This is a genomic window from Streptomyces sp. NPDC046712 (genome assembly GCF_040645695.1).
In the GTDB taxonomy this organism is placed as follows: Bacteria; Actinomycetota; Actinomycetes; order Streptomycetales; family Streptomycetaceae; genus Streptomyces.
Window position 1 is genome coordinate 33,118 of the sequence record NZ_JBEYYW010000030.1, and the last position, 13,605, is coordinate 46,722.

13 protein-coding genes are annotated in these 13,605 nt (G+C 70.8%); 7 read left to right on the forward strand and 6 right to left on the reverse strand.

Annotated elements, in window-relative coordinates:
* Window positions 1–152 precede the first annotated feature (152 nt).
* Complete coding sequence (locus ABZ939_RS30545) at window positions 153–752, reverse strand: dihydrofolate reductase family protein (RefSeq protein ID WP_361862219.1); 600 nt, start codon at window positions 750–752, stop codon at window positions 153–155.
* A gap of 415 nt (window positions 753–1,167) precedes the next feature.
* Here ABZ939_RS30545 and ABZ939_RS30550 point away from each other — a divergent pair, with 415 nt between their 5' ends.
* Complete coding sequence (locus ABZ939_RS30550) at window positions 1,168–1,605, forward strand: cupin domain-containing protein (protein WP_361862222.1); 438 nt, start codon at window positions 1,168–1,170, stop codon at window positions 1,603–1,605.
* A 323-nt stretch (window positions 1,606–1,928) separates the two neighbouring features.
* Here ABZ939_RS30550 and ABZ939_RS30555 read toward each other — a convergent pair whose 3' ends face one another.
* Both ABZ939_RS30555 and ABZ939_RS30560 read right to left on the reverse strand, forming a co-directional pair.
* Window positions 1,929–2,582 carry an ATP-dependent endonuclease gene (locus ABZ939_RS30555; RefSeq protein WP_361862225.1) on the reverse strand — a complete coding sequence of 218 codons (654 nt, stop codon included), beginning with the start codon at window positions 2,580–2,582 and terminating at the stop codon, window positions 1,929–1,931.
* A 281-nt stretch (window positions 2,583–2,863) separates the two neighbouring features.
* Window positions 2,864–4,117, reverse strand: a complete 1,254-nt coding sequence (locus ABZ939_RS30560; protein WP_361862228.1) for an MFS transporter — start codon at window positions 4,115–4,117, stop codon at window positions 2,864–2,866.
* A gap of 213 nt (window positions 4,118–4,330) precedes the next feature.
* Here ABZ939_RS30560 and ABZ939_RS30565 point away from each other — a divergent pair, with 213 nt between their 5' ends.
* The 3 genes from ABZ939_RS30565 (at window position 4,331) to ABZ939_RS30575 (ending at window position 6,298) form a co-directional block, all read left to right on the forward strand.
* On the forward strand, window positions 4,331–4,741 hold the full coding sequence (locus ABZ939_RS30565; RefSeq protein WP_361862231.1) for a hypothetical protein: 411 nt from the start codon (window positions 4,331–4,333) through the stop codon (window positions 4,739–4,741).
* Window positions 4,742–4,954: 213 nt separating this feature from the next.
* The gene (locus ABZ939_RS30570) at window positions 4,955–5,491 is read left to right on the forward strand and encodes a hypothetical protein (RefSeq protein ID WP_361862234.1); all 537 of its coding nucleotides are present in this window, start codon (window positions 4,955–4,957) and stop codon (window positions 5,489–5,491) included.
* 543 nt (window positions 5,492–6,034) lie between these two features.
* The gene (locus tag ABZ939_RS30575) at window positions 6,035–6,298 is read left to right on the forward strand and encodes a hypothetical protein (protein WP_361862237.1); all 264 of its coding nucleotides are present in this window, start codon (window positions 6,035–6,037) and stop codon (window positions 6,296–6,298) included.
* A gap of 516 nt (window positions 6,299–6,814) precedes the next feature.
* Here ABZ939_RS30575 and ABZ939_RS30580 read toward each other — a convergent pair.
* Entirely contained in the window at window positions 6,815–7,480 is a 666-nt protein-coding gene (locus ABZ939_RS30580) for a hypothetical protein (protein ID WP_361862240.1), read from the reverse strand.
* A 331-nt stretch (window positions 7,481–7,811) separates the two neighbouring features.
* On the opposite strand from ABZ939_RS30580, the gene ABZ939_RS30585 reads away from it, so the two are divergent.
* A complete protein-coding gene (locus ABZ939_RS30585) occupies window positions 7,812–8,474 on the forward strand; it encodes a lysophospholipid acyltransferase family protein (protein ID WP_361862242.1) in 663 nt (220 codons plus the stop codon).
* A 189-nt stretch (window positions 8,475–8,663) separates the two neighbouring features.
* Here ABZ939_RS30585 and ABZ939_RS30590 read toward each other — a convergent pair whose 3' ends face one another.
* Together ABZ939_RS30590 and ABZ939_RS30595 are read right to left on the reverse strand one after the other, a co-directional pair.
* On the reverse strand, window positions 8,664–10,301 hold the full coding sequence (locus ABZ939_RS30590) for a glycerol-3-phosphate dehydrogenase/oxidase (protein ID WP_361862245.1): 1,638 nt from the start codon (window positions 10,299–10,301) through the stop codon (window positions 8,664–8,666).
* Complete coding sequence (locus ABZ939_RS30595; RefSeq protein ID WP_361862387.1) at window positions 10,298–10,858, reverse strand: helix-turn-helix domain-containing protein; 561 nt, start codon at window positions 10,856–10,858, stop codon at window positions 10,298–10,300. The genes ABZ939_RS30590 and ABZ939_RS30595 overlap by 4 nt, the downstream gene beginning before the upstream one ends.
* 167 nt (window positions 10,859–11,025) lie before the next feature.
* Here ABZ939_RS30595 and ABZ939_RS30600 point away from each other — a divergent pair, with 167 nt between their 5' ends.
* Together ABZ939_RS30600 and ABZ939_RS30605 are read left to right on the forward strand one after the other, a co-directional pair.
* A complete protein-coding gene (locus ABZ939_RS30600; protein ID WP_361862248.1) occupies window positions 11,026–12,621 on the forward strand; it encodes an FAD-binding oxidoreductase in 1,596 nt (531 codons plus the stop codon).
* Window positions 12,622–12,650: 29 nt separating this feature from the next.
* Entirely contained in the window at window positions 12,651–13,532 is an 882-nt protein-coding gene (locus ABZ939_RS30605; protein ID WP_361862251.1) for a diacylglycerol kinase family protein, read from the forward strand.
* Window positions 13,533–13,605 lie beyond the last annotated feature (73 nt).

Consider the following 13,605-nt stretch of genomic DNA (forward strand, 5'->3'; position numbering starts at 1 on the left):
GCGGAGGTTAACGTCCCAGCTCACAGGGCGCGACCGGTTTCCTTGCCCGCAAAGCGGTGCAGCTCCGCCCGCATCATCACAGCCGCGCCGCCGTGACTGCCGTGAACGCCGTGACCCCGCCGTGCGAGAGCCACAGCGCCGAGATCGTCGATCTACTTCTTGACCTGGTAACGCAAGTGGGTGACGCCAGTGCCTTCCACCACAGCCGTGGGCCCCTCGAACTGCACCGGTACGGCGCCGAGTTCACCGAAGAGCGTCTTCCCACCGCCCAGGAGAACCGGTACCAGCTCGACGCCGACCTCGTCGAGCAGGCCGGCCTCCAGACACTGCCGAGCCATCTGCCCACCGTTGACGACGACATTCTTGTCTCCGGCCAACTGCCTAGCCCTGGCCACCGCCGCCTCGATGCCATCGGTCACGAAGACGAAGTTCTCGTCGTCCTCCGGACGGTCGTCCGGGCGCCGGTGGGTGAGCACGACCGTGGTCACGTCCAGCGGGTGGCGCCCGCCCCAGGTGTTCGTCAGGTCGTACAGATGGCGGCCGACGACCAGCGCGCCGATGCTCTCCCACTCCGGCTTGATCAGCTCGGCGCTCGCGGCGGAGATGTGGAACGGCGGCACGTCGGGACTGGCCGACGGAAGCTCGACGTCACCGTTGCCGTACCACTGGAACAGCAGGTCGAAGCCGCTCTCGTCCGGTCCGGCGATATAGCCGTCGAGGGACATGGTGGCGCCGGTGATGATCTTCCCCATCGACTTGTCTCCTTACGTTGTGTGCAGACGCCGTCGATACGTCGAAGGCAAGCCGGCCTGTCGACATCCCGCGCCACGATTCATCGGCCCTCGGCCCTCGGCATCGGACCGACGACAGTCAAACACCCGCACATGTCGCTCCCGGGCAGATGCCAGCCTCGGGCGGGTCGACCTCGTCCACGAGGGTGATCGAGGCCGGCACACCCGGCCGACAGCGGCGGGGGCCAGGATCTGCGCTCACGAGCCATCTCCCCCCACTCCCTGACACCGCACCGCCTGCGCCACACGGTTACCCCGATGGGGCTGTCGCAGTGAAACCTGCCGAGCTGCCGCGGGCCCCGGAGCAGACGGGGAACGCACTCCTTCGACCAGACGCAGGGAACGGTCCGTGACCGTCGCACAGAAGGAGAAGTCCATGGCAAAGCAGACTTTCGACCCCAACAGGCTCACGTTCGAGCAGGGGGTGGAGCGCATCAAGGACGCGGTACGCCAGAGCGGACTCGACGTCGAGGGCAGCATCATCACGTCGAGGGACGCGGGGGTCGAGAAGGCGCTCAAGATTCTCGAGGTCGACAATGTTCCGCCAGGGTTCCGCAAGTGGCAGCTGCCGGTGTACATGGCCTGCGAGTCCCAGCTCTACATCACGGTTGCCGAGCCGGGTGCACACGCGACCCCGCACGCGCACAACGGCGGTGCCGGCATCCGGTTCATCGCGAGCGGATCGATCGTCTTCAACGGCTACGAGCTCACGGCCGGCGACTGGATGTACATCCCCAAGGGCATGGAGTACTCCTTCGAGGTCGGTCGCTACGGCGCACTGATGTGTTACTGCTACTGCTGCTCATGCGCCTGAGCAACGGCCGCAACTGACGGCCGGGCGACCCACGGCCCTGCGGGCCACCGCGCTCAGGCCACCCGCGCTCACGCCGTCCGCGCTCGGGCCACCCGCGCTCGGGGTGTGGGCGAGGGTGGTGCAGGGCCGGTGCATCGGTCCGACCTCCGATGGCGCCGGCCTTCCCAGCTACGGGCACATTCCGTTCGGCAGGGTTCGGCCACGCAGCTGCCGTACCGTCACCAGGCCCCGACCTGGAGGGGGTCGAGGCCGCCCATGGTCGCGGCACTTCATCTGCTCCGACCGGGAGCGAGCCGCACGGCGACGCCGGGCCGCAGGCTGGTTCAGACCCGCGCGAGGAGGCGCTCCAGCGGCCGGGGAACGCGCTCGAAGTCCAGGTGCGCGACCAGCGCCTGCGCGTAGAGGGCCTTGCGACCGCTGTGCGTGCCCATGAAGCGTCGCAGCTGGTGCTCCACGGGCCGCGTCCGCTGTGCCGGCTGGCCCTGGAAGGTGTGGAAGGGGCGCATCTCGCCCTGCGCCTCGATGACCTGCTGCACGCCCTCGGCCCCGAGAGAGCGGATCAGCTCGTCCTCCAGGTCGGCCACGCACACGTGGAACCCGAGCGCCTCCAGTCCGTCGTACGTGAGCCCGGACCCGAGCCCGACCCGCTCCAGATGACGCCGGAAATGCCGCTCCTCGCCGATGTCGCAGAGACCGGCCAGCGGGAGGCCGAGCCCCGGAGGACCGCACACGTCGAGAAAGCGCCCGATGTTCGTCGCACCTCCGAGCGGTACTACCGCGACGCCCTCCGCACCGAGGTCGCGACCGTGGCGCGTGGCCAGCGCTTCGAGCGCGGCCTGATCACTGCTCCCCTCGACGAGCACGATCGTCCGCACACCACCGGCCAGCTCCCGCGCCACCGCGGCCGCCGCATCCGCCCCCGCTCCGCCGGCCGCCCACGCGACCAACGCCTGACGGAATCGATTCAACTCGTCCACAAGACCTCGCTTCCGCCGTCATCCTGGCACGGCCGAACTCCCGCACGCACGCACGTTTTTCCGCGGGCGACGACGCAAGAAGTTCCGAGGAGGTGCGGCTTCGGCTGAACCGTCATGCCCGCGAGATCTGACATCGTTCTGGATGCGGCGAACGCATATGCCTGCGTGGTATCGAGCGGACGACTGGACCGCGTTGACGTAATTCGCCGCGGACCAGGAGCGGTTGGGAGACAAGACCGGCACGCAACCACGAAGGCTCGAGCGAACCCGCACCCTGCCCGTCAGGCCGTAGTTGTCAGGGCAGGGCCCTCCGGCTCGGTGGCCCGAGGCCGGTGCTTGTCCTTGCGTACCAGCAGGAACGGCGTGGCCAGGAGCAGTACGCCGGCGATGCCGATCGCGATGCGCGCGTCGGTGGCGGCGGCCAAAGCACCCCACAGGGCGGTCAGCACGGCGATCGCGCCGTTGCCCGTCACTCTCCAGGCCACCAGGACCCGCCCCACCCGCTCTGCCGGCACCCGCTGGAGACGCTCGGTCGCGAACAGCGGGTTGAACACCCCCATGCAGGTGATCAGGACCAGTTCGACGGCGATGATCAGGACCACACCGGCGTTCCCGGGCATGACGAAGAACAGCCCGACGGGCCACAGCGCACGCAGGACCCCGGAGGTGATCAGGACGCGGTGGCGTCCGTAGCGGGCTTCCAGGCGCGGGGCGACCTGAGCGCCGACGAATCCACCGATGCAGGGCAGGCCGAACGCGAGCCCGTACTGCCACGCCGCCCAGCCCAGATCATCCAGCAGCAGGACCGCCAGCAGCGGTTGGGTGGCCATGATCAGTGCGTTGACGGCCACGGTGTTCCAGAACAGCCGGCGCAGCTGCCGGTCGTCGTGGATGAATGTCCAGCCCTTGACCAGGTCCGAAGCCCGGACCTTCCTGGCCTTGACCCGCTGGGAATCGGCCTCCTTCTCTCGGATCGCGCTGATCCCGAGCGCGGACAGCAGGAATCCGACGGCGTTGGCGATCACGGTGACCGCGGGTCCCAGCAGGCTGATCGCCGCCCCACCCACGGTCGGGCCGACTGCCGTGGCGGTCCAGATGGTCGACTCGTAGCGGCCGTTGGCCACCAGCAGGTGCTCCGGGCGCACGAGTTGCTTGAGGTAGGCGCCGCTGGCGGCGGTGAACGCGATGTTCGCTGCCGCGCTGATCACGGAGACGATCAGCAGCTGGGTGTACGTCAGCCGGCCGGCGAAGTGGGCGACCGGGATCGTCAGCAGCGCTCCGAACCGCACCAGATCGGTGACGATCATGACCGGCTTCTTTCGGTGAGCCTCGACCCACGGGCCGAGCGGGAGCGCGAGGAGCGCGCCGACCGCCAAGCCGGCAGCCGCCAGCATCGAAACCGCGGCGGGGCCGACGTGAAGCACCTGGATCGCGATCAGGGGGAACGCACCGAATCCCAACCAGGTGCCGACGGTGGAGGCGGTGAAGGCCGCCCACAACCATCCGAACGAGCGTCCAAGCTGCTGCCGTGCCATGAAGAACCCTCCGCCGCACCCCACCTTTGACAGCGAGCATTCGACCAGGCCGACCAGCCAGTGAACCAACAACCAGCCATCGGCGAGCCACAACCGTAAGGTGTGTGGGCACACAGGTCCGGCGGCGCGCGGCCTGATCGCCCCCCCCGCAGGTCCTGGCCGCCGCGTGAAAATCCTTGTGCCGGCACCGGATTCGCGCTCTACGGTGGCCTGATGAAGAACGACCGACGCGTCCGCCGCCTCGTCGTGAACGGGACGACCTGGTACTGGACCGTCCGGCAGCGGGTGAGACCTGCCTACGACGACTGCCGCGTGACGCTCTCCTTCTTCACGGACGGAACCAACGGGGCCATGAGAGGCGCGAGGCGCAGATTGTCACTCGTCTTCGCCCCGAGCCCGACTGGCGTCATCTCGAACTGCTACTTCGAGTCGGGCTCGGTGATACGACTCCCGGACCGGAGCTGGCTCAACCTCTACGAGCCAGGGACGGTCCGCCGCCTGCTCGGATCAGCAGCGCCCGTCCTCACCAGCCGGCCATCGCAACAGGACGTCGAAGTGGACGGCTGGCCCCACTTCGCCGAGGTCGTCGGCCCTTGCGACCCCAGGGGGCCCGAGGCGAGCTAGGGCCTGGGCCTTGCGACAGGATCAGCCGGACAGCCCCTCACGCCTCGGTGCATCCACGGACGAGAGCCCGCTTCCGTTCGGAGCCCGTCAGGTGACCGGGTATGCCTGCCAAGGCCGGGGTGTACCTGATGGGATGAGAGCCGTGCCGGGCCCAGTCGCTGTGGCGAGCTGGGCCGAGGCCGAACTGCCGGATTCATCGATACGGAGAGGTACATGGAGCCGGGAACGGCAACGCAGTTGATCACCGTTGGAGCCACTCTCGGGGGCGTAGTACTGACCCTTCTGGCCAACGCCTACCTCGAGCGCCGCAGGGCGCGAGACTCACGCGAGCTTGAGTCGATGCGCTCCGAATCAGAGCATTCGAAGTGGCTGCGGGAGGAGCGTACGAAGGCTTACGCCGGCCTCTCGCTTGCAGGCGAGGAGGTGCTGCAGTTCATACGCTCGGAGTTGCCCCTGCTCATAGGCCCGGACGGTGCTGGTCGGCGTACCGATGCGGAAGCTCGCTGGCACGAACTTCGCACCGAACTCCGGAAGGCGTACAACCAGGTAGCGCTCTTCGGCGCCGAGCCGGCGCGGACAGCCGGCCTGCATATGTGGCGGACCGCGCGTAACGGAGGCAACGACTTCCTGAGCGGCCTCGGCGCTGACAACGAAGCCCTCTCCGATCAGATTGGGACGATCACAGTGGCCCTCGGGACGGCCGGCGATCGATTCCTGGAAGCCTGCCGTAACGATCTACAGGATGGGTGATCCTCCTGGCAGCACAGCCTGGTCGACGCCCTGCGTCCGGCGCACTGCTCCGCAAACGCGCATTTCCGCGATAGTGCGGAAAGTCCGGAGCTTGATGAGGATCACTCGCTCGTAGGCGTCAACTGCATCAGTTGAAGGCCGCGGGGCAGCAGGGCCCGAATACGGGCACGCACCCGATGCCGAAGTGCCCGTCGCGCGCCCCGCGCCACCAGCCGTATGCCCCATATCGCGAGCCGTCCGTGGACCCGGCGGATCACCGCGCGAGGCTCCCAGTGACCGCGCGGTCGGCCACGACGCCGATTCTTCATAAAACCCTCCGACCGACCGCAAGGCGGTAGAGGACCAGGAGAACAGCGAAGCCGACACTAGAGACTTCCACAGCCGTTCACCCAGAAGATGAATAGCAATGCCGATCAGCATTGTTCAGGACCATTATCCGTGGCCCCTCTGTAATTCCGTATGCACCGCTCAGCAGATTACAAACATCGAAAATGTGACAACCGTGCGGCCCGTCGCAGTGGAACGGCCAGGCGCGGCGGCGCGGTGACCGAGGCGGATCTGCTTCGTTTACAGGCCATGAACAACATCATCAAGCGTGCTCTCGTTGCCACGGCCCTGGTCGGCGCTGCTGCTGCGGTCGGTGCCACTCCGGCTGCGGCTGATCCGATCGGCGGCCTCCCGATCGGCGGCCTCTCGGGCGCCAGCGTCGACGGCCTCGGTCTCGTCGGCGGAGTCGCCGACACGGTCGGTGGTCCCGGCGATGCCGGCGACGTCCTGAACGCAGCCGGCAACGGCCGTAACGGCTGAACCGAGGCCGCGTACGCACTGGCGTCTCGGGCCACACCAGAAGCGACAACGTGCCCTCCTCGCTTGCAGGCGAGGAGGGCACTGTGGTTCAGGAGGCGTCCCTGCTGGAGTTGGGAGGCAGACTTCCGACGCTGGGAAGGCGCGGCCTTTTCGCCGTGGCCCTTTTGGCGGCCGTGGTCTGCGCGGGAGCCTCCTTGGCCGCGCCTGCTTCGGCTTCGGCGCCTTGGGGACGGTGGCGCGCTCGCCGGTCTCGCCTCGGGTCTCCTTGGCCTTGGCTGCGGTCGTCGCGAGCGCGGCCATCCGGCCGACCAGCTGGCCGGCCGACGCCGCTTCCGCACCTTGTGGAGTGCGCGGTTGCCGACGTTGCCCTTCGAGGAGCGCGAAGGCCCGGGTTGGAGCCCCCAGGAGCCCCCGGCCGTACGGGTTCCGCCCAGGGGCAGCCGTTGGCAGTCGTACGCAGAGTGAGAGCCGGCGCCACGCCGCCGCACTTGTCTCGCGGTCGGGTGGCGCGGTGCCTCAGGGGGTGTACGGGGCGTCGCTGTGGCGCAGTTCGACCATGGCGGGCTCCGTCACCCGGTACACGGCGGTTCGCCTGAGTGTCACCACGGCCGCCGGATCCGAATCACCGCGAGTGAGGTACACGACGGTCGCCTGCCTGCGGGGCGTCGTCGGGATGGTGATCGACACCACCGGGGTACGGTCGCCGAGCGAGGTCGCGGCGGCCGGCACCGGCGTCCCGGAGTCGTTGCGCCAGGTGACGAGACCGTAGAACTTGCCCGTGCCCCCCGTCGTGACCTTGATGGGAGCCACGGCATCCGCCGCCGGGTCGCCGGTCATGTCTCCGATGCCACACTGCGGCTGCAGCTCGATCACCACACCGTCCCCCTCCCAGCGGCCGTCCCTGAGAGCGATCGTCCCCTCAGGACCGTCGGGCAGGCGCAGCGTCGAACTCTGCAGATCCGCATTCCGCAACTGATCGCAGGTCAGCGCACGCCCCGAGCCCCCGCCCGGCTCCTTCGTCGCATCCGGCGACGGCTTGGCCGGCTTGGTCGGCTTGGGAGGCTTCGCTCCCGAGCTTTCCGCACCGCTGTCCTCGCCCTTGCACCCCACTGCGGCCGATGCCACAACGAGGACGGCGATCAGGGCCGCTCCCCGTCTCGTCCAGCTCCTGGTCCCCTTCATCGAAGGCCCCCCTTTGTCCGCGTCGCCATGCCACATGCATGGCCAACATGGCGGAAGACGCGCCATATTGCGCCACGGTTGCGGATACCTGACCCGCCCTCCTGGAGCCCCTATGACGTGGCCTTGGGGCTCCCGCGCCCGCCTCTTCGCCAGGGCCTGACCAGCCCATGCGGCATCGGCGTCACGCGCACGACGTCGCCCTCGCCGGACTGTCGTACTCAGTCCCGGGGCGGGGGTGCGCATGGGCGGTTGAGTAGCCACGCTCACGCGGTGCACCGGCCGGCAGCCAGACGATGGGGGCACATTCCGCACCCGCCCAGGGAGGGCCCGCATGCTCAGCCGCCTCGCCGCCGCTCTCGTCCCCGTCCTGGGACGGCTCACCGTCACGACCGACAACCCCCGGCTTCCCGAGGGTGGCGCCGTGATCGTTGCCAACCACACCAGCCTGGCCGACCCCGCCGTGGTCCTCGCGGCGCTGCGCCGGATGGGCATCGAGCCTGTCGTGCTGTGCGCCGCCGGCCTCTGGCGCGTCCCGCTGCTCGGTCGCGCCCTGACGCGTGAGGGGTACGTGCCCGTGCGCCGAGGTACTGCGAGGGCTGCGGAGGCCCTCATCGAGGCGGAGGCCGCGCTGCGTGCCGGGCGTTACGTCCTCGTGTACGGCGAGGGCTGCATCCCGTACCGCCCGGACTCGGCGGACGCCCCGCCGCAGGCCTTCCGTAGCGGACCGGCCCGGCTGGCAACCGCAGCCGACGTGCCGCTGATCCCGCTCGGCCAGGCCGGTGCCCGCCGCATCACGTCCGGCAGCGTCTCCAAGCAGCTCGCCGGGCTGTTGACCGCCCCACTGCGGCGACCGCGGCTGCATGTCCACCTCGGAACCCCGCTGCGGCTGCCGACGGACACCGCCTCAGCGACCGACCTGGCTCGACGGTCCGTCACTTCTGCCTGGCGCACCGCCGCCGCCCGACGCATGCCGAGTGCCTCGATCCCGGTGTGACGAGGTCGCTCGCGCCTTCGCCGACACATACCCGCGACATGGTGGATCGTCGCGAGGTTCGCGGACTCGGCGAAGTCCGTGCCGCCCACCGTCGGGTTCGCATGGATGTGGGCTTGTTGGATCCGCTGTAGCGCCCGGCGGCCACCGGTGCTTGCTGTCCAGGCCGGCCCTGCGGGGCGGCCCATGGGGTCAGACCGTGTTGGTGAGGGCTCCGAGGGCCGCCTGTTCGGCCGTCTCGCGGTCCTCCGCGACGAGGCCGATGCGGGTGCGACGGTCCAGGAGATCGGACGTGTCGAGTGCGCCTTCATGGCGCACGGCCCACAGCAGTTCGGCGCAGGTCACGGGGTGGCCGGGGACGACGGGCCGGGCGAGGTCCGGGTTCGTGATGCCGAGCGCGTGCACGGCTGGTGCTTCGGTGCCGTAGCGCCGTACGAGGCGGGCGGGGACGTCGAGGTGGGCGAGGGTCTGGGGCCGGGCGGCACCCACGAGGGGCACGGATGCGGTACGGCAGGGGGCGGCGGCCAGGGCACGGGCGGCCACCGCGGCGTCGACGGCGTCCTGCGCCATGCGCCGATAGGTGGTGAGCTTTCCGCCGACGACGGTGACGATGCCGTCGGGCGAGGTGAGGACGGCGTGCTTGCGCGAGATGTCGGCTGTACGGCCTTCCTCCCCGCGGGTGTCGAGGAGAGGGCGCAGGCCCGCGAAGGCCCCGACCACGTCCGCGCGTTGGACGGTGACGTCGAGAGCGGAGCCGAGGACGTCGAGGAGGAAGCCGATGTCGGTCTCGGGGACCTCCGGCACGTCGGGGACGTCGCCGTCGACGGGTTCGTCGGTGAGCCCGACGTAGACGCGGCCGTCGCCCTGGGGGAGGACGAGGACGAAGCGGTTGGTCTCGCCCGGGATCGGGATGTGCAGGCCGGCGGAGAGCCGGCCGAGGTCCTCGTCGCGCAGCACCAGATGGGTCCCGCGGGAGGGCCGCAGCCGTACGTCGTCGACGAGGCCGCCCGCCCACACCCCGGCCGCGTTGACGACGACGCGGGCGCGGATGCGCAGCTCCTCGCCGGTCGTCTCGTCGCGGACCCGGGCGCCGTCGCCGGTGAGTTCGAGGGCGCGGGTACGGGTGAGGATGCGGGCGCCGTGCGCGGCCGCGGTACGGGCGATCGCGGTGACCAGGCGGGCGTCGTCGGTGAGTTGGCCGTCCCAGGAGAGGAGTCCGCCGCGCAGGCCGGTGGGGCGCAGGGGCGGTGCGAGGTGGCGGGTCTCGACCGCGGACAGGGTGCGCGGCGCGGGCAGAGTGGTGCGTGCCGTGCGGGCGGAGGCGCGCAGTAGGTCCCCGGCGAGGAAGCCGGCCCGGGCGAGGGCGGCCTGGCCACGGCTGACGAGAGGGGTGAGGGGCAGGACGAAGGGCTGGGCGCGGACCAGGTGAGGAGCGGTCCGTTCCATCAGGATGCCGCGTTCGACGGCGCTCTCGTGGGCTACATCGAGCTGTCCGCCGGCGAGGTAGCGCAGTCCGCCGTGGATCAGCTTGGAACTCCAGCGGGACGTGCCGAAGGCGAGGTCGTGGGCGTCGATCGCGGCGACGGTGAGCCCGCGGGTGGCCGCGTCCAGCGCGACCCCGGCTCCGGTGGCGCCGAGCCCGACGACCAGGACGTCGACCTCGGCGCCGTCGGCGAGTTCGGCGAGTTCGCGGCTCCGTCGCTCGGCGTTGAGCGAGGAGCCGGGCAGAGAGGGGCCGGGCACGGAGGGGCCAGGCAGCGGGGAGCCGGGCAGCGGGGAGCCGGGCAGCGGGGAGCCGGGCAGGGAGGGGCTGCTGCTCAGGGGGGTCATGGGGTGAGGGTCCTCTCCAGCAGGGTGCGCAGCTCGTCGAGGAAGGCTGCTTCGCTCAGTTCGGGATCGGTCTCGTCGGTCATGGTGCGCAGCGAGAGCGTGAAGGACTGCACGACGAGCAGCAGGGACCGGGCCTGCAGGTCCGCGGGCGCGCGGCGCACGGACCCGTCCTCGTGGCCTGCGCCGAGTGCCGTGACGAGCAGCCCGAGGAAGGCCTCCTGGCTGGCGCCCCGGCGGTCGAGGATGTAGGGCAACAGCAGCTCGGGGTCCACGTCGAGGATCTTGTGGAAGAGCGGGTGGGCCCGGAACGCGGCGGCGCCCGTGACGAGTCCGTCCACGATCCGCGACCGGACGGGCCGGGCATCGACGTCGGCGGGCATGGCGTCGGCGGCCACGGCGATCCACTCACGGGTCATCAGGTCGCCTACGAGGCTGCGGACGTCGGGCCATCGCCGGTACAGCGTCATCCGGGACACGCCCGCGCGCCGGGCGACGTCGGTCAGGGTCGTACGGCGCACGCCGACGGCGAGCACGCAGTCCCGAGCCGCGTCCAGCACGGGATCGGCGTCCGAGCGGTTGCGCTCCGAGTCGTTGCGCTCCCCCCGGTGATGGTCGGAGTGGTCCGAGTGGTTGTGACGAATGGGCGTCATCTGTCACAGTGTAATGCCAGTACGGGCCGAGCGGCAGCACTGTCCGTCAATCAGACCGAGAGGAACTTCTCGAAGTGGACATGTTGTGGAGCGGCTGGGGCGACCCGGCCAAGGCGGCCCCCCTGCCCGACGCGGTGACCGGCCTGCTGCGTGACCTGCTCGGCGTCACCCCCCGCGCAAGCGGCCCGTCGACCCTCGGCGACATCGAGCCCCCCGCCCCGGCACTGACCGACGACGCCCGCGCCGCGCTGAGTGCGGCGCTCGCGGCAGCGGACGCACTGCGCGACGACGCCGAGAGCCGTATCCGGCATACCCGTGGCAAGTCCACCCCCGACCTCCTGCGGATCCGGGCCGGCGAGGTCGACGACATCCCGGCCGCCGTCGTGCTCCCGGGCAGCCACGACGAGGTGGTGGCCGTGCTCCGCGTCTGCGCCGCCCACGGCCTGGCCGCCGTCCCGTTCGGCGGCGGTACGTCCGTCGTCGGTGGCCTCGAGCCCGAGACGAAGCGGCCGATCGTCGCCCTCGACCTGCGCCGCCTCGACCGCCTGCTGGCCGTCGACGAAGTGTCCCGCACCGCCACGCTGCAGCCCGGCCTGCGCGGGCCGCAGGTCGAGGCGCTTCTGAACGAGAAGGGCTGGACGCTCGGCCACTTCCCGCAGTCCTTCGAATGGGCATCCGTCGGCGGCTTCGCCGCGGCCCGTTCCAGCGGCCAGGCTTCCGCCGGATACGGCCGCTTCGACGAGATGGTGCTCGCCCTCACCGTCGCCACACCCGAAGGCACGCTGGAGACTGGACGTGCACCCCGCTCGGCCGCCGGCCCCGACCTCCGTCAGCTGATCCTCGGCTCCGAGGGCGCCCTCGGAGTCATCACCGCGGTGACCGTACGCATCCGTCCCCTGCCGCAGAAGCGCGTCTACGAGGGCTGGCGCTTCGCCTCCTTCGAGGCCGGGACCACGGCCCTGCGCCGGCTCGCACAGGACGGCCCGCGCCCCACCGTGCTGCGGCTCTCGGACGAGACCGAGACCTTCATCGGACTCGCGCAGCCGGACGCCATCGGCGCTGCCGACACCCCGCCGAGCTCCGGCTGCATGGCGATCACCGGCTACGAGGGCACCGAGGAGGAGACCGCGGCGCGGCGCGCGGCCGCCCGCGAAGTCCTGCTCGCCTGCGGCGGCGAGTACGTCGGAGAGGAACCGGGCGACCGGTGGGAGCACGGCCGCTACAACGCGCCCTACCTGCGCGACGCCCTGCTCGACGCCGGCGCCTTCGCCGAGACGCTGGAGACCGCCGGGTTCTGGTCCACTCTGCCGCGGCTGTACACGGCCGTGCGCGACGCACTGACGAGCACCCTCACCGAGGCCGGTACCCCGCCGCTGGTCATGTGCCACATCTCGCACACCTACGAGAACGGCGCCTCGCTGTACTTCACCGTCGTCTCGGCGCAGGGCCAGGACGCGGTCGCCCACTGGGACCCGGTGAAGCGCGCCGCCAACGACGCGATCCTGGCGGCGGGCGGCACCATCAGCCACCACCACGGCGTCGGCACCGACCACCGCGACTGGTACGCCCGGGAGATCGGCCCCCTGGGGGTCCGCATGCTGCAGGCCGTCAAGGCCGAGATCGACCCCTCCGGTGTGCTCAGCCCCGGCGTCCTCATCCCCGTCCGCTGATCCCTTCCCGCCGCCCGGAGGCTCGATCCATGCGACAGTTCACCGCCGTCGTCAACCCCACCGCAGGGGGATCCAGCGGAACTGCGGCCCTGCTCCCACTGGCCCGGCTGCTGCGGGAATCGGGCGCCCGGCTCGACACCGTGTACAGCCGCAGCCTGGAGCACGCGCAAGAACTCGCCCGCCGGGCGGGAGCCCAGGGGCACGTCGTGCTCGCGGTCGGCGGGGACGGGATGGCCGGCTGCGTCGGTGGCGCGCTCAGCGGCACGGACACGGTGTTCGGCCTCGTGCCGGCGGGCCGCGGAAACGACTTCGCCCGCGCGCTGGAGCTGCCCACTGATGCACCGGGGCTCGCGCGGGTGCTGCTCGACGGCGTGCCGCGCCCGGTCGACACGATCGAGGTGGAGTCCGCGGCGCATGCGCGGATCTCCGTCCTGGGAAGTGTGTACGCGGGCGTCGACGCGGTGGCCAACCGTCATGCCAACGCCTCGCGTCTCCTGCGGGGCGCGGCGTCGTACTACGCGGGCGGCCTGCGGGCCGTCCTCGCGTGGAGAACGGCCGCGTACCGGATCACGGTCGACGGGGTGCTGCACGAGCGTGCCGGCTACACCGTGGTCGCGGCGAACTCCGGCTTCTACGGCTTCGGCAGGAACGTCGCACCTGGCGCGCGCGTGGACGACGGGCTGCTGGACGTCGTCGTGATCGGGGACGCTCCCAAGCGTCACTTCTTCGCCACGATGAACGAGTTGAAGACCGGGGCGCACGTGAACCGCCCCCAGGTGGAGATCCTGCGCGGAAAGGAGATCCGCATCGAGGCGGACCGCCCGCTCCCGTACGGCGCCGACGGCGAGGTCGACGCGACTCTGCCGGTCACGGTGCGGGTCCAACCGGCCGCGCTCAACGTACTGGCCTGACCACGACGGGAACCGATGCGGGCGCGGCAGCCGACGCGAAGGCCGCGCCGCGTCGACCCGGTTCCCGGTGACG

Coding starts and splice junctions, on each gene's coding strand:
- ABZ939_RS30545 (WP_361862219.1), bottom strand. CDS start 752: ATGGGGAAGATCATCACCGGCGCCACCATGTCCCTCGACGGCTATATC.
- ABZ939_RS30550 (WP_361862222.1), top strand. CDS start 1,168: ATGGCAAAGCAGACTTTCGACCCCAACAGGCTCACGTTCGAGCAGGGG.
- ABZ939_RS30560 (WP_361862228.1), bottom strand. CDS start 4,117: ATGGCACGGCAGCAGCTTGGACGCTCGTTCGGATGGTTGTGGGCGGCC.
- ABZ939_RS30565 (WP_361862231.1), top strand. CDS start 4,331: ATGAAGAACGACCGACGCGTCCGCCGCCTCGTCGTGAACGGGACGACC.
- ABZ939_RS30570 (WP_361862234.1), top strand. CDS start 4,955: ATGGAGCCGGGAACGGCAACGCAGTTGATCACCGTTGGAGCCACTCTC.
- ABZ939_RS30580 (WP_361862240.1), bottom strand. CDS start 7,480: ATGAAGGGGACCAGGAGCTGGACGAGACGGGGAGCGGCCCTGATCGCC.
- ABZ939_RS30585 (WP_361862242.1), top strand. CDS start 7,812: ATGCTCAGCCGCCTCGCCGCCGCTCTCGTCCCCGTCCTGGGACGGCTC.
- ABZ939_RS30590 (WP_361862245.1), bottom strand. CDS start 10,301: ATGACCCCCCTGAGCAGCAGCCCCTCCCTGCCCGGCTCCCCGCTGCCC.
- ABZ939_RS30605 (WP_361862251.1), top strand. CDS start 12,651: ATGCGACAGTTCACCGCCGTCGTCAACCCCACCGCAGGGGGATCCAGC.